The organism is Stutzerimonas stutzeri (genome assembly GCF_000219605.1).
Lineage (GTDB): Bacteria > Pseudomonadota > Gammaproteobacteria > Pseudomonadales > Pseudomonadaceae > Stutzerimonas > Stutzerimonas stutzeri.
Map to the genome: position 1 here is coordinate 328,301 of NC_015740.1, position 19,979 is coordinate 348,279.

Here is a 19,979-nt window from a genome sequence, read left to right on the forward strand (position 1 = left end):
CGTTGCGCAGAGTTCCGGTTGCCGCTCAGACGCCCGTGTCGATGAGGCTGCGGATGCGCGCCGCGAGGATGTCGATGCTGAACGGCTTGGCGAGGATATCCATGCCGGGGCCGATGAAGTCGTTGCGCATTTCCTCGTCCGGCACGTAACCGGTGATGAACAGCACCTTCAGTTCCGGGCGATGCTGCCTGGCGCTTTCCACCAGCTGCCGACCGTTGAGCCCGGGCAGACCGAAGTCGCTGACCAGCAGATCGAGGCGCTGATCACCGTGCAGGTAGGGCAGTGCACTGGTCGCATCGCAGGCTTCCAGCACCTGGTAGCCGAGCTCCTGCAGTACTTCCACCACCAGCATGCGCACCGCCGCTTCGTCCTCCACCACCAGTACGATCTCGCCACTTCTGGCACCTGGCATGTCGGTCGCTTGCGCCGGCCCGGGCTGGGCCTGGTCGTCGCTTAGATTGCGTGGCAGATAGAGCGTGACCCGGGTGCCCTCGCCGAGGGCGCTGTCGATGCGTACATGGCCGCCGGTCTGCTTGGCGAAGCCGTAGACCATCGACAGGCCAAGGCCGGTGCCCTGGCCGATCGGCTTGGTGGTGAAGAACGGATCGAACGCCTTGGCGATGGTCTGCGCCGACATGCCGGCACCGTTGTCGGTGACCCAGAGCACCACGTAGTCGCCGGGCTCCGGCGCGTCGGGCTGGTGCTGCTCGATGCGCTGGTTTTCGGTGTGCACGCCGAGGCGGCCGCCGTTGGGCATGGCATCGCGGGCATTGATCACCAGATTGAGCAGGGCGTTCTCCAGCTGATGACCGTCGGTGTAGGCGAGCCAGGCATCGGCCTGCAGGTCCACTTCCAGCTGGATGTGCTCGCCCATGGTGCGGCGCAGCATGTCTTCCATCGACACCACCAGCATGTTCACGTCCACCGGTTTGGGGTCCAGCGACTGGCGCCGGGCAAAGGCCAGCAGGCGATGGGTCAGCGCCGCGGCGCGGTTGGCCGAGGTGGTGGCGGCGTCGATGTAGCGGTCCAGGTCGCCGGTGCTGCCGCTGGCAACGCGGCGCTGGATGAGGTCCAGCGAGCCGAGCACGCCGGTCAGCATGTTGTTGAAGTCATGGGCCAGGCCGCCGGTCAGCTGGCCGATGGCTTCCATCTTCTGCGCATGGCGCAGTGCTTCCTCGGCGCGTTCGCGTTCGGCCATCTCGATATGCAGGCGGCTGTTGATCGCCGCCAGCTCGCGGGTACGTTCGGCCACGCGCCGTTCCAGGCTTTCGTTGAGTTCGCGCAGGGCTTCTTCGGCGGCAACCTGGGCCGTCACGTCGGTGTTGGTTCCGAACCAGTGGGTAACCTGGCCGAAGTCGTCGCGAATGGGCAGCGCCCGGGAGAGGAACCAGCGGTACTTGCCGTCCTTGCCGCGCAACGGGAAGGTCTCCTCCCAGATGGAGCCGATGGCGAAGGCACGCTTCATCGAGGCGCTGACCCGCTCGTGATGATCGGGATGGTTGACCGCGCGCCAACCCAGCGCGCGCATGGCCTCGCTGGTGGTGCCGGTGTAGTCGTACCAGCGCTTGTTGTACCAGTAGATGCGCCCGGCGGGGTCGGCCATCCAGGCGAACTGGCTCATGTTGTCGGCCAGGGTGCGGAACTGCTCTTCGCTCTCGCGCAATGCGCGTTCGGCGCGCATGCGTTCGTCGGCGGTCCAGGCGCGGTCGGCCACTTCGCGGATGAAGGAAATGTCCTCGTCGAGCCAGGCGCGCGGCTGCTCCTCGAGCAGCATCATCACGGCAGAGATGCGGCCCTGCTCGAACAGTGGCACGCAGACGATGCTGCGGATCAGGCTTTCGGCGAAGTTCTCGGCGTGGCTGGCGGTGCGGGCGTCGTGCAGCACGTCCTCGATGACCACCAGCTCGTTTTCCTGCAGGTCGTAGAAGAAGTCCCCGTAATCGGCGAAATAGACCATCTCATTGCTGCTGTCGGAACCGCCGTCGCTCCAGTAGCGCTCGATGGTGGCGCTCTGGCTGGAGGCGTCGACACTGGCGAACAGCACCCGCGATACGCCGATGGTCCGGCCGATCACGCTGACGGCGGCATGGGCGATGGTCTGGCTGTCGTGCTGTTCGCGCAGCAGGTCGCCCAGCTCGATCAGCGCCGTCTGCCGCTGCTCGGCCTGCTGACGATCCTTGATCTGCTCTTCGAGCATCTCGTTCATGCGCAACATGCGCTCGGCGGCGTTGCGTTCGGCAGTGATGTTGCGCGCCGTACCGAGGATGCGGACCTCGCCGCTGGGGTCGAGCAGCCGGCGGCCGCGGTTGGCCAGCCAGACAAAGTCGTCGATGCGGGTGTCGTAGATTCGGTAGTCGAGCTGGAACTCGCCGTCGCCCTCACCGGCGAGGGTTTCACCCAGCGCCCGGATCAGCTTGCCGCGATCGTCCGGATGCACCCGTGCCAGCACCTCATGCACATCCAGCCCCGGCTGCTCGGGTGGTATGCCGGCCATCGCCTTGAGCTGGGCGTCCCAGTGCAGGGAATGCTGATGGTCGCGGTACTCCCACACGCCGATTGAGGCGATCTCGTTGGCCAGGCTGATGCGCTGTTCCGCCTCGCGCAACGCCTTGTTGGCGCGGATGCGCTCGGCACTGCTGCGCAGCCGTTCGAGAACTTCACGCACCAGGGTGACGTCATCGCCGGTCCAGGCTTGCGCCTGGCCTCGCATGAACAGCAACACCAGCGGCTGGGTGCCGATCGTCGGTAACTCGGCCATCAGCAGCCCCATGCTGGCCAGCCGCTCGTGCAGCCCAGGTTGCGACTCATCCCGGTCGAGTACGACCAGATGCTCGCGGCGCAGGCGCTCGGTCAGCGTCGCGCCGTCCGCCAGGGCGTGCCGGCCGAGCCGGCTCGGTGTGCCTGGCGCCAGCCATTGTTGCTGTACCACCAGTGCATCCTGTTCCAGGCAGGCCCAGGCGATGCAGTCGCTGCGTGTCAGACGTGCCAGGCGTTCATCCAGTACGCAGCAGAGGTCCACCTGTTCGCTGTTGGCCTGCAGGCAGTCGCTCAGTTCCAGCAGGAACGCCTGCAGGGCCTGGTGCTGGGTGCGCTCGCTGATGTCGCTGAAGGTGCAGATCGCCCCCTGCAGTTCGCCGTCACGGAAGATCGGTGCGACCCGGTATTCGACGGGCAGGCTGCTGCCATCGACGCGGAAGAACAGCTCGTGTTCCACATGCCGCGGCTGACCGGTGACCGCCGTATGCTGGATCGGACACTCCTGCACCGGATAGGGGCTGCCATCGGGGCGACTGTGGTGGATCACATGGTGCAGGTGCCTGCCCAGTACCTCTTCACGGCTGGCGAAGCCGAGAATCTTGAGAAAGGCGTCGTTGCACAGGGTAACGGCGCCGTTGCGGTCGATGGAGTAGAAGCCTTCGTTGGCCGAATCCAGCAGCAGGCGGGTAAAGGCCTCGCTCTCCAGTCGCTGCATTTCCGAACGCCGGCGGCTGTCGATGTCCTGGGCGACACAGACCCAGCGCAGCAGCTGTCCGTCGGCGTCGTAGGTAGGCGCCGCGTTGGCCTGGAACCAGCGCAGGTTGCCGTCGACATCGCGCAGCGGCAGCTCCAGCTTGAAGGGCAGCTCCCGGCGCAATGCGGTTTGCCATTGCTCGGCGACGCGCTGGCGATCGCTGGTCGACACAGCGGCCAGCCAGCCTTCGCCGGTGGAGTTCGCCTCGCCGAGCCCGGTGAACTCGCACCAGTAGCTGTTGCAAAAGGTGAGGCCACCCGCGGCATCGCATTGCCAGATGATCTGCGGGCTGAGGTCGACCAGGGCGCGGTAGCGCTCCTCGGTTTCGCGCGCCGCCGCCTGCTGCTGACGGGATTCGGTCAGGTCGCGCAGGATCTTGACGAAGCCCTGCGTCTGGCCGTCGTGCAGCAGTGGCGTGAGGATGCCGCTGGCCCAGAAGCGCGAGCCGTCCTTGCGCAGATGCCAGCGTTCGTCGCCGGCACGCCCCTGCTCCAGCGCCGTGCGCATTTCGGCCTGGGGGACCTGTGCGCTGCGATCGGCTTCGCTGAAGATGCACGCCACGTCACGGCCGATGGCTTCCTCCGACGACCAGCCGAGCAGCCGCTGCGCACCGCTGTTCCAGCTGGTGATGCGGCCCTGCAGGTCGGTGGCGAGAATGGCGTAATCCTGGGCGCTGTCGATGATCTGCCGGCTGCGTTCCTGCTCGCCGCGCAGTCTGCTGAGCTCCAGCAGGGCCATGACCTGGCGCGCCACCGCCAGCAGCTGAGTGCCCTGGCGCGGCGTGAGTTCGCGGGGCTGGTGGTCAAAGACGCTCAAGGTGCCCAGTGGCAGGCCGTCACTGCTGCGCAGGATCACCGCGGCGTAGAAACCGGTGGTCTGGCCGTCGGCCAGCCGCGGCAGTTCGAACTGGGCGAGGGTGTCGGTATGGGGGAGAACCAGCGCGCCTTCCTGACGGATCGCCCAGGCCGACGGTGACCGTTCGCGCACGACAGCTTCGCGCTCCAGTGCGAACGCAGCCATGCAATGCTGGTACTGGTCGTCGACGAAATGAATCGCTGCCGCCGGACAGGCGCAGAGATCTGCAGCCATGGCGGCCAGCGCCTCGAGGTCCGTTATGCACAGAGCGTCGAGCGCGGTGTAGCGAGCCAATGCGATCAGCCGTTCAGCTTCATTCCAGGTCGCTGCGGGAGCGCAGTGTTCGGCGTTCAAAGTGTCCTGCTCGGCTATCCATGGCACTGAGTAATTCAGACGGTTTCGGTAGTTAAGCACCCGGCAGCGGCGGTCGTTGTCGAGTGGTCAGCAAAAGACTACGCCGAGGTCGCGAGGTTCAGACGGCGGGTAACAAAACTCCCGACGAACGGAGCACGTCGAAGCTACTCGAATCGCGCATTCAGCGGGCCGCGTCCAGGGCCCGCAGCAAGGCTGCATCGCGCTTGTAGATGTCGGGGCGGTAGCGGGGCAGGCCGCTGTCGTCGGCATCCGCCGTCCAGTAGGCCATCAGGATCGGTGTCTGCCGGGCGAGCCGGTATTCGTGGGTCTCGCCGCTTTGCAACAGCCTGGCGACGGTGTCCCGCTCGTCAGCCTCGAGCAGCAGATCGACCAGCTGCAGGGCGGACTCGACCCGTACGCAGCCGGAGCTGACCGCGCGGGCGGCACGTTCGAACAGCGGCTTGCTCGGCGTGTCGTGCAGGTACACCGAAAACGGATTGGCGAAGCGGATCGCCACCTGGCCGAGAGGGTTGGCCGGGCCGGCGTCCTGGCGCAGCAGGATGCCGCGCGGGTTGGCCCAGTCCACGGCGTAGGGGTCCACGGCATTGCCCTGGGCGTCGATCACGCGCATCTGGTGGCGCGCCAGGTAGGCGATGTCCTCGCGAATCAGCGGCAGCTTGTCTTGCTTGAGGATGGTTGGCGGCACGGTCCAGGTGGGGTTCAGGGTGAGGCGTGAGATCCGCGATTTCAGCGGCGGAGTCTGCCGCGCCTCGCGGCCGACCTGGGTGCGCGTCTGCCAGAACGGACAGCTGTCGCGGAAATAGATCAGCCGTGCCCCGGCGATGTCCACCAGCAGCGATTGCGGCTCGAGGTCGCGGCTGATCCAGCGCAGGCGCTCGAGGTTGATGCGCAACTGATCGAGGCGGCTGGCCGGGCTGACATTGAGCGCCGCCAGGGTGGCGGCGCCGACGACGCCATCGGCCTCCAGCCCGTGCTGCAGCTGGAAGCCACGTACGGCCTCGACCAGTTCGTCGTCGTAGCGCAGGTCCAGCGCGGGCGCGCTGCCGGCACCGGCGAGCAGCAGTTCGCGCAGCAGCGGGCTGCGCTCGTCACGCATTCCGGGGCGCAGCGTCGGGCCGCTCGGCAACGGGCGCCAGGCCGGCAGGGCTGCCTGGCGCTGCCTGGCATAGGCCGCACGCAGGTCGCGGTACAGGGCGTGCGGCGGGCGCGCGCGATCGAATGCCCCAGGCAGATCGGCTAGGCCCTGCACGGCGATCTGCAGAAGCCGCTGGCGATCATCCGCCTCCGGCGCATCCGGGCTGCGCCAGATGGGTTCGATGTCCGCCTGTCGCAGCCGTCCGCGGGCCAGGTGGTGCAGCGCTTGGAGGTAGGCCTGGCTGGCAAGCAGGTCGTCGCATTCGGGCCGGCGTGGGGAAGACGCGACCGGGTAGAGCTGCTCGCGTATCCGCTCCGGCTGGTAGTAGGCAGGGTCCAGGCCGTCGTCGGCCAGCTGCGCGAGCTGCTGCAGCAGGCCTTCGAGCAGGGAGCGGGAGGTCCAGGCGGGCTGGAACTGGCGGGCCTGGTAGAACGCGTTCAGGTGTTCGCTAATCGCGGACCTGACCGGCAGCTGCGGGCAGCTCTGCGGCAGGCCTTCCAGCACGCTTTGCAATGTCGCCTGCTGGGCAGAGGCAGACGTGGCGAGGGCCAGGCCGGAGGCGAGGCATAGCTAGATGGCCAGACGGGATGCACATTTTCTGAACAACGTTTCGCTCCAGACCGCTGCGGTGGCTGCTAGACTGCGCCGCTATAGGGCTGCGGCTCCGGCATCGACCGGTGACCGTTCGGACCATAAGAACATATCGTGCCGGACATGTGGGCTTCGCCCGTCCCGCCCGGCTTCGTCGCGCTGCTGCATTGAGTAGCGAGTATAAGGCGCCGACCAGACAGGAAGTCGTCAGGTCGTGCCCGTGGGGTTGCTTGTAATGATTTCAGTGCTTCGACGTGCCTGCCTGGCGGCGGGCCTTCTCATCTTCGCCGCGCCGCTCTGGGCGGCCACCGCCACCTATCAGCCGATGGTCGACAGCCTGGCGCGGCTGGCGCCCAAGCTGGACCGGCAGGTTCTGACCCACGCGGTCGCAGCGATGCAGTGCGCGGTCAACAATGGCGCCGGAGCCGCGCAGCGTCTGGCGGTGATCGATTATTCACTGCCTTCCAGCGAGAAACGCCTGTGGATCTTCGACCTGGAGAGGGAGCAGCTGTTGCTCGAGGACCTGGTCGCTCACGGGCAGAAATCCGGCGATAACCACGCCACGCGTTTCTCCAATGCGGTGGGCAGCCACCAGTCCAGCATCGGCCTGTTTCGCACTGCCGAAAGCTACAGCGGCAAGCACGGCTACTCGCTGCGCATGGACGGGCTGGAGCCGGGCATCAACGACCGCGCCCGTGAGCGCGCCATCGTCATTCACCCTGCCGACTACGTGAACCCCTCCTGGATCGCTACCCAAGGCCGCATCGGCCGCAGCCAGGGCTGTCCGGCGGTTCGGCCCGAGGTGGCACGGATTGTGGTCGACAGCCTCAAGGGTGGCCAGTTCATGTTCTCCTGGTACCCGGACCAGCAGTGGTTGCAGTCCTCGGCCTACCTCAACTGCAAGCCCAATCAGGTGGCGAGCATCCTCGCGGCGCGATCGGACGGCTGAATCGTCGTTCCGCATGCAGGCAGGCGCCTCAGATCGTTCGGTGCTGCGCTGAGCGGTTCGCGGCCGAGGCCGCTCTTACAGCGCCCGCTTGAATGGGCTACTTCTGCTCGCTCTGCGGCGTCACCCGCAACACTTCCTCGACGGTAGTCAGGCCGGCAGCGATCTTCTGCGCGCCGGACAGGCGCAGGCTGCGCATACCGTCCTTGAACGCCTGGCGACGCAGGGCGACGATATCGGTATCGGCGGTGATCAGCGGCTTGATCGCGTCATTGAGCAGCATGATCTCGTAGACACCGGCACGCCCGCGATAACCGGTGTCCCGGCATTCCAGGCAGCCGACCGCCCGTTGCGCGGTGCTCGGTAGCGGGGCGTTCCAGGGTTTAGTCAATGCACTCCAGTCGTCTGCATCGAGCTGCATCGGCGCCTTGCAGTGCGGGCACAGCGTGCGCACCAGGCGCTGCGCCATGACGCCGAGCAGGGTGGCCTTGAGCAGGTAATGCGGCACGCCCAGCTCCAGCAGGCGGGTGATGGCACTGGGCGCGTCGTTGGTATGCAGCGTGGAGAGCACCAGGTGGCCGGTCAGCGCGGCCTGGATGGCCATCTCCGCGGTTTCCAGGTCGCGAATCTCGCCGACCATGATGATGTCCGGGTCCTGACGCATCAGCGCGCGCACGCCGCTGGCGAAGGTCAGGTCGATGTTGTGCTGCACCTGCATCTGGTTGAAGGCGCCTTCGATCATCTCGATCGGGTCCTCGATGGTGCAGACGTTCACCTCCGGCGTCGCCAGCTGCTTGAGCGTGGTGTAGAGGGTGGTGGTCTTGCCCGAACCGGTCGGCCCGGTGACCAGGATGATGCCGTTGGGCTGGCTGGTCATGCTTTGCCAGCGACGCAGATCATCGGCGGAAAAGCCCAGCTGGTCGAAGCCCTTGAGCAGCACCTCGGGGTCGAAGATGCGCATCACCATCTTCTCGCCGAAGGCGGTCGGCAGTGTCGACAGGCGCAGCTCCACCTCGCCGCCATCCGGCGTCTTGGTCTTGACCCGGCCATCCTGCGGCTTGCGCTTCTCGGCCACGTTCATGCGGCCGAGGGATTTCAGCCGGCTGACCACCGCCATCGTTACCTGCGGTGGGAACTGATAGACGTTGTGCAGCACGCCATCGATGCGAAAGCGCACGGTGCCCTGCTCGCGGCGCGGTTCGATGTGAATGTCGCTGGCGCGCTGCTGGAAGGCGTACTGGAACAGCCAGTCGACGATATTGACGATGTGCGAGTCGTTGGCGTCCGGCTCCTGATCGCTGGCGCCGAGGTTGAGCAGCTGCTCGAAGTTGCCGACGCCGCTGATCTTCTGATCCGTGCTGCTGGCACCGCTGACCGACTTGGCCAGGCGGTAGAACTCGACGGTGAAGCGTTGAATGTCCGTCGGGTTGGCCACCACACGCTTGATCGGCCGCTTGAGCACGTGGGTCAGGTTGGCTTCCCAACCGTGCACGAAAGGCTGGCTGCTGGCGATGGTCACGGCGCTGGCATCCACCGCCACGGCCAGAATGCTGTGGCGCTGGGCGAAGGCGTAGGACATCAGTGGAGTGACGGCGGCGACGTCGATCTTCAGCGGATCGATGCGCAGGTAAGGCTGGCCGGCACGTTCGGCCAGCCAGACGGTGAGGGTTTCCAGATCGAGCTTCTTGCCCGGCCGCTGCAGGTCGTCAAGCTGCTGGGCGGCGAGGAATTCCAGCGGATGCTGCTGGTTGGCCACCGCGCTGCGGCGTACCGTCAGGCACTGCTCGGCGCTGTCCTGCGCGACCCGCCCCTGGGCAACCAGCTCGCGCAACAGGTCGGCAAGATCGAGAGGGCGGTCCTGGGTGGGCGAGTTCAGCACGGACATGGTGTTCCTTCGACGTGGCGCGCAAAAATCCAAGCTTGCCGTTAAACACCCGGCGTTGTCTGCCGCCGGGGTTCAACTTTGCGCAGCGTTATGCCGTTATTTTTCCAGCAGTTTCCAGGCCTTGAGCGTCCATACCCGATGGGCCTGCTCGACGCGTTGCTCGCGCGCTGCTTCGTCCAGCGGCTGACGGGCCATTTCGTGGAGCTTGGCCAGTTCGCCATAGAGACGGTCGGTTTCCGGCAGCTCCAGCACGCCGCGCGCCAGGTGCAGCCATACCAGCATGCGCTCCATGCGCGGGCTCTGCTCGGCCAGGTCTTCCGGCTGCTGCTGGTAGCGCGGCAACTGCAGAGCCTTGGCTTCTTCGGCCAGCAGGTGCGGCAGCCATTTGCCCAGCTCGGCGGCACCCTGGCGATCGCCACGGGCGTTGCGGCCTTGGGTCCAGCTGCGTTGCAGCAGCCAGAGGGACGCCTTGAGCGACAGCAGGCCCCAGCGGGTCTGACCCAGTTCCTCGGTGAACTGCGTTGGTGCGGCCTTGCGCACCCCCTCATCGTCCTGACCGGCTTCGACTCGTGGACGCCAGTCGTGGATCAGCATATCGAGCAGTTCGCGCAGCTCTCGGCTGCTGGCACGTGGGGCGGCCTGGCCGAGGCTGCCGAGCAGGGCGCGCAGTTCGACGAGCTGCTGCAGCCATTCGCCCAGCAGTTTCCAGCGGCCATTGAAGCGGTACTGCTCGGCCAGTCGCTGGCTATTGCCGAGCAGCTGCCAGCCAAGCGCGACGACGGCATCGTCCAGCGGCATGCTCGCCACCAGTTCGGGTGCGGGCAGCTGCAGGCTGTAGCCATCGGCGTCATACAGGCGGTAGCCGCGTTCGGCCTTGCTGATGTCGCAGGGCATCAGCGGCAGGTCGGCGGCCAGTTCGGCGGCCAGTTCCAGCAGCGCTTCGGGCTCGCCCTGGCGCAGTTCCAGCTCCAGCTCGCAGATCTCCTCGGACTGCTTGCCGGCCTTGACCTGGCCCAGGTCCAGTGCGGCTTCGATGACGACCCTGGTCTTTCCGCGGCCCCAGGCGATCTCGGCCTTCTCGCGGACGAAATCGGTGGTGAAGATCGGTTTCAGGGTCTTCTTGTCCAGGTTGGCGAGGCTGGCCGGCCAGCAGTCATCGCCAAGCTTCTTGATGTCCAGCTTGGCCTTGTCCAGGTACCAGTCCCACTCGTTGCGTTCGGACAGGCCGGCGACGCTCTGGCCGCGGCTTTTCAGGGTCTGGATGAACTGCTCGCCGTCGCGCCGCAGGCGCAACGCCACGCGGGCATGAGCCAGTTCGCGCTCGGCGGTGTCGTAATACTGGTTGAACAGCTCATGGCGCGACCAGCCGCTCTTGTTGCACTTCTTCAGCAGCGGATGTTCGCGCAGGGCGAGGAGAGTCTCGCGGCTGGCGCGTAGCTTGATTTCGGTTTCTTTCTGCATGGTGCCGACTGGGTGCCTATGATGTGTTGATGTTGCAGCCTGATGACGCACGGTAGCAGGCGTGATGGCCTGTCCGTATACTTGCCGCCTCTTTCAAGCCGGGGCCATACCCTATGCCAGTCAATCCTTTCGTCAGCTTGTTTGGACGCTCGCCAATCGGCCCGATGCAGCAGCATATGGCCAAGTCGCATGAATGTGCAGCGAACTTGGTGCCGCTGTTCCAGGCGGTAATGGCCGAGGACTGGGAAAAGGTCGAGCAGATCCAGCAGCAGATGGCGCAGCTGGAGAACGAGGCCGACAAACTGAAGAAGAGCGTACGCCAGCACCTGCCCAAGAGCCTGTTCCTGCCGGTGCCGCGCTCCGATCTGCTTGATCTGCTGAGTGTACAGGACAAGATCGCCAACCGCGCCAAGGACATCGCCGGTCTGATGCTGGGCCGCTGCATGACCATCCCGCAGGCGCTGCAGCCGCAGATGCTGGCCTACGTGCAACGCAGCGTCGACGCCAGCGCCCAGGCGCTGAAGGCGCTGAAGGAACTGGATTCGCTGCTGGAAACCGGCTTCAGCGGCCGTGAAGCCACACTCGTCGAAAATATGGTCGAGGAGCTCGAGGAGATCGAGCGCGAAACCGACCGCATGCAGATCACGGTACGCCGTGCGCTGTTCAATCTGGAAAAGGACCTGCCAGCAGTCGACGTGATCTTCCTCTACAAGATCATCGAATGGATCGGTGATGTAGCCGACCGCGCCGAGCGCGTCGGCAACCGTCTGGAACAATTGCTGGCGCGCTGAGGCGCCAGCGTCCTTTCTGGGTTCAACAGGTAGTTTTCCTTATGTCTCTTATTGCGGATTACGGCTTCGTACTCCTGATTCTCGCCTGCGCATTCGGTTTCTTCATGGCCTGGGGTGTCGGTGCCAACGACGTCGCCAACGCCATGGGCACTTCGGTCGGTTCCCGTGCGCTGACCATCAAGCAGGCGATCATCGTGGCGATGATCTTCGAGTTCTGCGGCGCCTACCTGGCCGGTGGCGAGGTTACCGAGACGATCAAGAACGGCATCGTCGATGCCGAGGTCATCCCGCCCGATCTGATGGTGCTGGGCATGATGTCGGCGCTGCTGGCGGCCGGTACCTGGCTGATGATCGCGACGATGAAGGGCTGGCCGGTCTCCACCACGCATTCGATCATCGGCGCCGTCATCGGCTTCGCGGCCGTAGGCGTATCCACCGATGCGGTGCACTGGGAGGCCATCGGGCCGATCGTCGCCAGCTGGGTGGTCACGCCAATGCTTTCAGGGATCGTGGCCTTCGGCCTGTTCATGAGCGTGCAGAAACTGATCATCAACACTGATCATCCCTTCGAGAACGCCAAACGCTTCGTCCCGCTGTACATGTTTCTCACCGGTTTCATGGTCGCCCTGATGACGGTGACCAAAGGTCTCAAGCATGTCGGCCTGCACCTGAGCAGCCAGCAGGGCGTGGTCATCGCCTTTGGCATCGGCCTGCTGGTAGCGCTGCTCGGCGTGGCACTGCTCAGCCGTATCAAGCTGGACGTGGAGGCGGACAAGACCTTCCACTTCGCCAGCGTGGAGAAGGTCTTCGCCGTGCTGATGATCTTCACCGCCTGTTCGATGGCCTTCGCCCATGGTGCCAACGACGTCGCCAACGCCGTCGGCCCGCTGGCCGCCATCGTCGGTGTGATCGAATCCGGTGGTGCTGCCGACATCGCCGCCAAGTCCGCAGTGCCGGGCTGGGTGCTGCTGCTGGGCGCGCTCGGTATCGTCATCGGTCTGGCCACCTACGGCTACAAGGTGATCGCCACCATCGGCAAGGAAATCACCGAGCTGACCCCGAGCCGTGGCTTCGCCGCCGAACTGGCCACCGCGACCACCGTGGTCGGCGCCTCGGCCATCGGCCTGCCGGTTTCCACCACCCATACGCTGGTGGGTGCCGTGCTTGGCATTGGTATCGCCCGCGGTATCGGTGCGCTGAACCTGGGCGTGGTCGGTTCGATCTTCATGTCCTGGCTGATCACCCTGCCGGCCGGCGCCTTCCTCGCGATCGTCTTCTTCACCGTGCTCAAGTTCATCTTTACCTGAGTCGAGCCGACGCGATCGACGCCCCGCCTCGGCGGGGCGTTTTCGTTTGCGGGTCCCGCCGTCGCGCGTTTCGTGCTTCACTGCACCTTCGTTCTGATCGCATCACGGGAGGTCACCGGTGCCCATTCCTTCGCTCAAGGAGCAGTTCGCCGCGCTCATTGCCGCGCCCTCCGTCAGTTGCACGCAGCCTGGCTGGGATCAGAGCAACCGTCCGGTGATCGAGCTGCTGGCCGCCTGGCTCGGCGAGTTGGGCTTCGCCTGCGAGACGCCGGAGGTCGCGCCCGGCAAATTCAATCTGCTGGCCAGCTACGGCAGCGGTCCCGGTGGCCTGGTGCTGGCCGGACACAGCGACACCGTGCCGTTCGATGGTGAACTGTGGACGGCCGATCCGCTGCGCCTTCGCGAGGCCGATGACCGCTGGTACGGGCTCGGCAGTTGCGACATGAAGGGCTTCTTTGCGCTGATCATCGAGGCGGTGCGGCCTTTGCTGGAGCAGCCGTTCCGTCGTCCGCTGCTGATCCTCGCCACCTGCGACGAAGAAAGCTCGATGTCCGGTGCCCGCGCCCTGGCCGCAGCCGGCCAGCCGCTCGGCCGCGCGGCGCTGATCGGCGAGCCCACGGGGCTGCGGCCGGTGCGTCTGCACAAGGGCATCATGATGGAGCGCATCGACATCCTCGGGCAGAGCGGACATTCTTCCAATCCCGCCTACGGCCACAGCGCGCTGGAAGCCATGCACGGCGTGATCGGCGAGATGATGACGCTGCGTCGACAGTGGCAGGCCGAGTACGACAATCCGCTGTTCGACGTGCCCAAGCCGACCCTCAACTTCGGCTGCATCCACGGCGGCGACAACCCCAACCGCATCTGCGGGCAATGCGCGCTGGAGTTCGACCTGCGCCCGCTGCCGGGCATGGACCCGCAGCAGCTGCGCGGGATCATTCGCCAGCGCCTGCAGCCGCTGGCCGAGCAGCACCAGGTGAAGATCGACCTGGCGCCGCTGTTTCCGGCGGTGCCACCCTTCGAACAGCCGGCCGAAAGCGAGCTGGTGCGCCTGGCCGAGCGCCTCACCGGGCACCGTGCCGAGGCGGTGGCGTTTGCCACCGAAGCGCCTTATCTTCAGCAGCTCGGCTGCGAGACCCTGGTGCTCGGCCCCGGCGACATCGCCTGCGCGCACCAGCCCGACGAGTACCTGCAGCTCGAGCGCATCGAACCGACCGTGCAGCTGCTGCGTCGGATGATTGAGCACTACTGCCTGCAACCCCAGGCCTGACCGGCCGCCCACCCGACGAACAAGACCTGCCACAAAGGCTTTTCCATGCACGACTACGTCACCTGGCTCCGCGATTCCTCGCCCTACATCAACTCGCACCGTGATCGCACCTTCGTCGTCATGCTGCCGGGCGACGGCGTGGAGCATGCCAACTTCGCCAATATCGTCCACGACCTAGTGCTGCTGCACAGCCTTGGCGTGCGCCTGGTGCTGGTGTTCGGTTCGCGGCCGCAGATCGAGGCGCGGCTGGCGGCGCGCGGTATCACGCCGCGCTTCCACCGCGACCTGCGCATCACCGACGGTCCGACCATGGAATGCGTGATCGATGCCGTCGGCCAGCTGCGCATCGCCCTGGAGGCGCGGCTTTCCATGGATAAGGCCGCTTCGCCCATGCAGGGCGCACGCCTGCGGGTGGCCAGCGGCAACTTCGTCACCGCGCGACCGATCGGCGTGCTCGATGGCGTTGACCTGCACCACACCGGCGAGGTGCGGCGCATCGATCGCAAGGGCATCGGTCGACTGCTGGACGAGCGCACCATCGTGCTGCTCTCGCCGCTGGGCTACTCCCCCACCGGAGAGATTTTCAACCTGGCGTGCGAGGACGTCGCCACCCGCGCCGCCATCGATCTGCAGGCCGACAAACTGGTGCTCTACGGCGCCGAGACCGGCCTGCTCGACGAAAGCGGCAAGCTGGTGCGTGAGCTGCGTCCGCAGCAGATCCCGGCCTATGTCGAGCGCCTCGGCAGCCAGTATCAGGCCGAGCTGCTGGATGCGGCGGCGCAGGCCTGCCGCGGCGGCGTGCGGCGTAGCCACGTGGTCAGCTATGTCGACGACGGTGCGCTGCTGAACGAACTGTTCACCCGCGACGGCGCGGGCACGCTGGTGACCCAGGAGCAGTTCGAGCAACTGCGCGAGGCGACCATCGAGGATGTCGGCGGGCTGATCGATCTGATCACCCCGTTGGAAGAGCAGGGCATTCTGGTGCGGCGCTCACGCGAGGTGCTGGAACGCGAGGTCGAGCAGTTCAGCATCGTCGAGCGCGACGGGTTGATCATCGCCTGCGCAGCGCTCTATCCGATCGCCGACTCGGATGCCGGCGAGCTGGCCTGCCTGGCGGTCAATCCGGAATACCGTCATGGCGGGCGCGGCGACGAGTTGCTCGAACGCATCGAGGAACGTGCCCGGGCGCTGGGGCTGAAGAAGCTGATCGTGCTCACCACGCGTACCGCGCACTGGTTCCAGGAGCGCGGCTTCGAGCCCATCAGCGTCGATCGTCTGCCGGCCGCGCGGGCCTCGCTGTACAACTTCCAGCGGAATTCGAAGATCTTCGAAAAGCCGCTCTGAAGCCGGCTGGCGGGCGTTGCGCCCGCCGGCCGGTTAGAGCGTCAGGCTGCGCTGGTAATCGGCGACGAAACTGTCGAAGTCCGGCTCGTCCGCAGCTTCCATCGCCGCCTGGCGCTCCAGCGACTGCCGCGCCGCCGTTTCGAACTGCTGCAGTTCATCGGCGCTTGGCGCCTGGCTGCGGAAGTAGTCGGCGTGGGCAAGCGTCTGGCGCATGGCGAACTGGCTGAAACTCTCGCCGTTCGTGCGCAACTGCTCGAGCACGCGCGCCGAGGGCGTCAGGCTGCTGTCGGCGACCTTGGCGCGCTGTTCGGCCAGTGCTTCGGCATGCCGGCTGTCGCCATGGCTGCGGTCGAGCAGGGCGGCGACTTCGGCGATCTCGTCGAGCAGCTGGCCGGCCCACTCGCCGAGCGGCACGGCCTCGCCGCAGCGCTGCAGCTGCAACCCGGGGCGTCGGCCCTCCTTGACCACCTTGAGGAAGTTGTCGGTGGCCGCGCCGCACTCGCCATCGGCCAGGCAAGGGCTGTCGGCCAGCGCGCAGAACAGCAGGAAGGCGTCGAGGAAGCGTGCTTCGTTGAGGTCGATGCCCAGCGGCAGGAACGGGTTGATATCCAGGCAGCGCACTTCGATGTATTGGATGCCGCGGGCGCGCAGGGCCTGCAGGGGGCGTTCGCCGGTGGCGGTGACGCGTTTCGGGCGAATGTTCGAGTAGTACTCGTTCTCGATCTGCAGCACGTTGGTGTTGAGCTGCTGCCAGTTGCCGGCGGCGTCCTTGATGCCCATCGCCTCGTAGGGGGCATACGGCGTGGAGACTGCACGGAACAGGCTTTCGGTATAACTCGACAGGTCGTCGTAGCAGGGCGTGAGGCCGGCCTGGGCGTTGTTCTGGTAGCCCAGGTCGCTCATGCGCAGGCTGGTGGCGTAGGGCAGGTACAGGGTGTCGGCGTCGAGCGCTTCGAGCTGATGCGGGCGCCCGCGCAGGAAGCCGGCGTCCAGTGCCGGCGAGGCGCCGAACAGGTACATCAGCAGCCAGCTGTAGCGGCGGAAGTTGCGGATCAGTCCGATGTAGCGCGCGGAGCGGTAGTCCCGCTCGGTGCGGGTATCGCCATCATCGGCCTGCAGCACCGGCCACAGCGCCTCCGGCAGCGAGAAGTTGTAGTGGATGCCGGCGATGCACTGCATGGTCTTGCCGTAGCGCAGCGCCAGGCCCTGGCGATAGACATGCTTGAGCCGCCCGATGTTGGAGCTGCCGTATTCGGCGATGGGGATGTCCGCTTCGCTCGGCAGCGGACAGGGCATCGACGGGCTCCACAGGTATTCATCACCGAGCTTGGCGTAGGTGAAGCGATGGATCGCTTCAAGCTCGGCCAGGGTACTGCGAGGGTCCTGGTCGGTGCCGGTGATGAACTCCAGCAGCGCCTCGGAATAATCGGTGGTGATCTGCGGGTGGGTCAGCGCCGAGCCCAGCGCGACGGGGTGCGGCGTCATGGCCAGATGGCCGTGGGCATCGACGCGCAGGCATTCGCGCTCGATTCCGTGCAGGCATTGGTTGAGCAGCGGCAGGTGTGGAGCCTTGGCCAGCAATGCCAGGCGGTGGGTGAGAAGAGCGCTCAACTTGTGGATTCCTTCACGCGACAGTCGCCCCAATATGGGGATGGAAACGCCGCTTCACAAGAGGCAGCGTTGCTTCGACCACAGGCCAGGCGTGCCGACTCCGCGAGCGGCTGGTGGCACAGGCCGCTAGAGGCAGGCGAAGGTCGCCTGGGCCTTGGCGATCAGCTTGTCGCCCTGATGGACCTCGGCTTCGAGCACCTGGGTCCGCCGGCCACCGTGCACCACCCAGGCGCGACAACGCAGCTCGCCATCGGTCACCGGGCGGATGTAGTTGACCTTGCATTCGAGCGTGACGCTGTTCGGCGAGCCATCGCCCAGGCTGTGGCTGGCCTGGCCCATGGCGGTGTCGATCAGCGAGAACAGCGCGCCGCCATGCAGCTTGCCGTGCAGGTTGCGCAGGCCGTCGTGCATGGACAGGCCGAGCACGGCCTCGCCGTTGCCGACCTGGTGGATCTCCAGGCCGAGCAGACGGCCGAAGGCGCTGGAGCTGCCCACCGCCTCGACTTGAATGCTCATGCTTATTTCCTCAGCTGCTTGGCGTTGGCGAACAACGCGGCCATGGCGGCATTGGCCGGTGCCGGCTTGTCCTCCCTGGCGTGGCGCTCGCTACGCGGCGCATTGCCTCGTGGCTTGCCACCGCTGCGCTGCGGGCCGTCGGTCTTGGCACCGGGCGTGTCGCTCATGCGCATGGACAGGCCGACGCGGTTGCGTGGGATATCCACTTCCATGACCTTGACCTTGACGATGTCGCCGGCCTTGACCACCTCGTAGGGATCCTTGACGAACTTCTCCGAGAGCGCGCTGATGTGTACCAGGCCATCCTGGTGCACGCCGATGTCGACGAAGGCGCCGAAGTTGGTGACGTTGGTCACCACGCCTTCGAGCACCATGCCCGGCTCCAGATCGCTGAGCTTCTCCACGCCGTCCTGGAACTCGGCGGTCTTGAACTCCGGACGCGGGTCGCGGCCGGGCTTGTCCAGCTCGCAGAGAATGTCGGTGACGGTGGGCAGGCCGAAGGTCTCGTCGGTGAACTGCTTGGGGTCCAGGCGCTTGAGGAAGGCCGAGTCGCCGATCAGCGAGCGGATGTCGCGGCCGGTGTCCTGGGCGATGCGTTGCACCAGCGGATAGGTTTCCGGGTGAACGGCAGAGGCGTCCAACGGGTTGTCGCCGTTCATCACGCGAAGAAAGCCGGCGGCCTGTTCGAAGGTCTTCTCGCCCAGGCGCGGGACCTTTTTCAGCTCGCTGCGGGACTTGAACGCACCGTTGGCATCGCGGAACTGCACGATGTTCTGCGCCAGCGTCGCGTTGAGGCCGGAGATGCGCGCCAGCAGCGCGGCGGAAGCGGTGTTGACGTCGACGCCGACGGCGTTCACGCAGTCCTCGACCACGGCATCCAGCGAACGCGCCAGCTTGAGCTGGGACACGTCGTGCTGGTACTGGCCGACGCCGATGGACTTCGGGTCGATCTTCACCAGCTCGGCCAGCGGGTCCTGCAGGCGGCGGGCGATGGAGACGGCACCGCGCAGGGAGACGTCCAGATCCGGGAATTCGCGGGCGGCGAGCTCCGAGGCCGAATACACCGAGGCGCCGGCTTCGCTGACCATGATCTTGGTGAGCTTCAGACCCGGTACCTTCTTGATCAGCTCGCCCGCCAGCTTGTCGGTCTCGCGGCTGGCAGTGCCGTTGCCGATGGCGATCAGGTCGACGGCATGCTTGGCGCACAGCTTGGCGAGGATTGCCAGGGTGCCGTCCCAGTCGTTGCGCGGGGCGTGCGGGTAGACGGTGGCGGTTTCCAGCAGCTTGCCGGTGGCGTCGACCACTGCGACCTTGCAGCCGGTGCGCAGGCCCGGGTCCAGCGCCAGGGTCGCGCGCGGGCCGGCCGGCGCAGCCAGCAGCAGGTCATGCAGGTTACGGGCGAACACCGAGATCGCCTCGTCTTCGGCCTTGTCGCGCAGCTCGCCGAGCAGGTCGGTTTCCAGGCTGGTGTAGAGCTTGACCTTCCAGGTCCAGCGCACCACCTCGGCCAGCCACTTGTCGGCGGCGCGGCCCCGGTTGGCGATGCCGAAGCGCTCGCCGATCATGCCTTCGCCCGGGTGCATGCTGCCCGGGGTCTCGTCGCCGACCTTGAGGCTGACGCTGAGGATGCCCTCGTTGCGCCCGCGGAAGATCGCCAGTGCCCGGTGCGAGGGGGTGTTCTTCAGCACCTCGTCGTGTTCGAAGTAGTCGCTGAACTTGGCGCCTTCGGTTTCCTTGCCCGGTACGACGCGGGCACTGAGGGTGGCGTTGTGCTTGAGGAAGTCCCGCAGCTTGGCCAGCAGATCGGCGTCCTCGGCGAAGCGCTCCATGAGGATGTACTTGGCGCCTTCGAGCACGGCCTTCACATCGGCGAAGCCCTTCTCAGCGTCGATAAAACGGGTGGCTTCGCTTTCAGGATTCAACTCGGGATTGCCGAACAACGCATCGGCCAGCTCGCCGAGACCGGCTTCCAGGGCGATCTGGCCCTTGGTGCGGCGCTTCTGCTTGTAGGGCAGGTAGAGGTCTTCGAGGCGGGTCTTGGTGTCGGCGAGGTCGATCTCGCGCTTGAGCTCGGGGGTCAGCTTGCCCTGTTCCTCGATGCTGGCAAGGATCGAGATGCGGCGCTCGTCCAGCTCGCGCAGGTAGCGCAGGCGCTCTTCCAGGTTACGCAGCTGGGTATCGTCGAGGCTGCCGGTGACTTCCTTGCGATAGCGGGCGATGAAGGGAACGGTGGAGCCTTCGTCGAGCAGCGCCACGGCGGCGGCGACCTGTTGCGGGCGTACGCCCAGCTCGTTGGCGATACGGGAATTGATGCTGTCCATGTGGTGTCCTGCGGGCGGAATGACGGCCGGCCGGCCAGAAAAGCGGGCAAGTATAACTGC

The 19,979-nt window shown here is 66.1% G+C and carries 12 protein-coding genes; 5 read left to right on the top strand and 7 right to left on the bottom strand.

Annotation, left to right across the window (positions count from 1 at the left end; translation table 11 throughout):
• Positions 1-25: 25 nt before the first annotated feature.
• Entirely contained in the window at positions 26-4,720 is a 4,695-nt protein-coding gene (locus PSTAB_RS01470; RefSeq protein WP_013981425.1) for a PAS domain S-box protein, read from the bottom strand.
• A gap of 181 nt (positions 4,721-4,901) precedes the next feature.
• Complete coding sequence (locus PSTAB_RS01475; protein ID WP_193384070.1) at positions 4,902-6,428, bottom strand: L,D-transpeptidase family protein; 1,527 nt, start codon at positions 6,426-6,428, stop codon at positions 4,902-4,904.
• A gap of 274 nt (positions 6,429-6,702) precedes the next feature.
• On the opposite strand from PSTAB_RS01475, the gene PSTAB_RS01480 reads away from it, so the two are divergent.
• Entirely contained in the window at positions 6,703-7,416 is a 714-nt protein-coding gene (locus PSTAB_RS01480; RefSeq protein WP_041771620.1) for a murein L,D-transpeptidase catalytic domain family protein, read from the top strand.
• A gap of 97 nt (positions 7,417-7,513) precedes the next feature.
• On the opposite strand, the gene tfpB is transcribed toward PSTAB_RS01480, so the two are convergent.
• Positions 7,514-9,298, bottom strand: a complete 1,785-nt coding sequence (gene tfpB / locus PSTAB_RS01485; protein ID WP_013981428.1) for a type IV pilus assembly ATPase TfpB — start codon at positions 9,296-9,298, stop codon at positions 7,514-7,516.
• Positions 9,299-9,394: 96 nt separating this feature from the next.
• Complete coding sequence (locus tag PSTAB_RS01490) at positions 9,395-10,759, bottom strand: CYTH domain-containing protein (protein ID WP_013981429.1); 1,365 nt, start codon at positions 10,757-10,759, stop codon at positions 9,395-9,397.
• Positions 10,760-10,872: 113 nt separating this feature from the next.
• On the opposite strand from PSTAB_RS01490, the gene PSTAB_RS01495 reads away from it, so the two are divergent.
• The 4 genes from PSTAB_RS01495 (at position 10,873) to argA (ending at position 15,471) form a co-directional block, all read left to right on the top strand.
• On the top strand, positions 10,873-11,550 hold the full coding sequence (locus tag PSTAB_RS01495) for a TIGR00153 family protein (protein ID WP_041771621.1): 678 nt from the start codon (positions 10,873-10,875) through the stop codon (positions 11,548-11,550).
• 41 nt (positions 11,551-11,591) lie between these two features.
• The gene (locus PSTAB_RS01500) at positions 11,592-12,857 is read left to right on the top strand and encodes an inorganic phosphate transporter (protein ID WP_013981431.1); all 1,266 of its coding nucleotides are present in this window, start codon (positions 11,592-11,594) and stop codon (positions 12,855-12,857) included.
• Positions 12,858-12,975: 118 nt separating this feature from the next.
• Positions 12,976-14,127 carry an acetylornithine deacetylase gene (gene argE, locus PSTAB_RS01505; RefSeq protein WP_011911512.1) on the top strand — a complete coding sequence of 384 codons (1,152 nt, stop codon included), beginning with the start codon at positions 12,976-12,978 and terminating at the stop codon, positions 14,125-14,127.
• A 45-nt stretch (positions 14,128-14,172) separates the two neighbouring features.
• Positions 14,173-15,471 (top strand): amino-acid N-acetyltransferase, encoded by a 1,299-nt coding sequence (gene argA, locus PSTAB_RS01510; RefSeq protein WP_013981432.1) that lies wholly within the window; start codon positions 14,173-14,175, stop codon positions 15,469-15,471.
• 33 nt (positions 15,472-15,504) lie between these two features.
• Here the strand turns inward: argA and gshA are convergent, their stop codons facing one another.
• The 3 genes from gshA to PSTAB_RS01525 form a co-directional block, all read right to left on the bottom strand.
• A complete protein-coding gene (gene gshA / locus PSTAB_RS01515; protein ID WP_013981433.1) occupies positions 15,505-17,082 on the bottom strand; it encodes a glutamate--cysteine ligase in 1,578 nt (525 codons plus the stop codon).
• 126 nt (positions 17,083-17,208) lie between these two features.
• On the bottom strand, positions 17,209-17,598 hold the full coding sequence (locus PSTAB_RS01520; RefSeq protein ID WP_013981434.1) for a PaaI family thioesterase: 390 nt from the start codon (positions 17,596-17,598) through the stop codon (positions 17,209-17,211).
• Between the two features lie 2 nt (positions 17,599-17,600).
• On the bottom strand, positions 17,601-19,919 hold the full coding sequence (locus PSTAB_RS01525; RefSeq protein WP_013981435.1) for a Tex family protein: 2,319 nt from the start codon (positions 19,917-19,919) through the stop codon (positions 17,601-17,603).
• Between the last annotated feature and the right edge of the window lie 60 nt (positions 19,920-19,979).

Excerpts from the sequence above, each read along its gene's own strand:
- PSTAB_RS01480 (WP_041771620.1), top strand. The coding sequence starts at position 6,703 with ATGATTTCAGTGCTTCGACGTGCCTGCCTGGCGGCGGGCCTTCTCATC.
- tfpB (WP_013981428.1), bottom strand. The coding sequence starts at position 9,298 with ATGTCCGTGCTGAACTCGCCCACCCAGGACCGCCCTCTCGATCTTGCC.
- PSTAB_RS01490 (WP_013981429.1), bottom strand. The coding sequence starts at position 10,759 with ATGCAGAAAGAAACCGAAATCAAGCTACGCGCCAGCCGCGAGACTCTC.
- PSTAB_RS01495 (WP_041771621.1), top strand. The coding sequence starts at position 10,873 with ATGCCAGTCAATCCTTTCGTCAGCTTGTTTGGACGCTCGCCAATCGGC.
- PSTAB_RS01500 (WP_013981431.1), top strand. The coding sequence starts at position 11,592 with ATGTCTCTTATTGCGGATTACGGCTTCGTACTCCTGATTCTCGCCTGC.
- argA (WP_013981432.1), top strand. The coding sequence starts at position 14,173 with ATGCACGACTACGTCACCTGGCTCCGCGATTCCTCGCCCTACATCAAC.
- PSTAB_RS01520 (WP_013981434.1), bottom strand. The coding sequence starts at position 17,598 with ATGAGCATTCAAGTCGAGGCGGTGGGCAGCTCCAGCGCCTTCGGCCGT.
- PSTAB_RS01525 (WP_013981435.1), bottom strand. The coding sequence starts at position 19,919 with ATGGACAGCATCAATTCCCGTATCGCCAACGAGCTGGGCGTACGCCCG.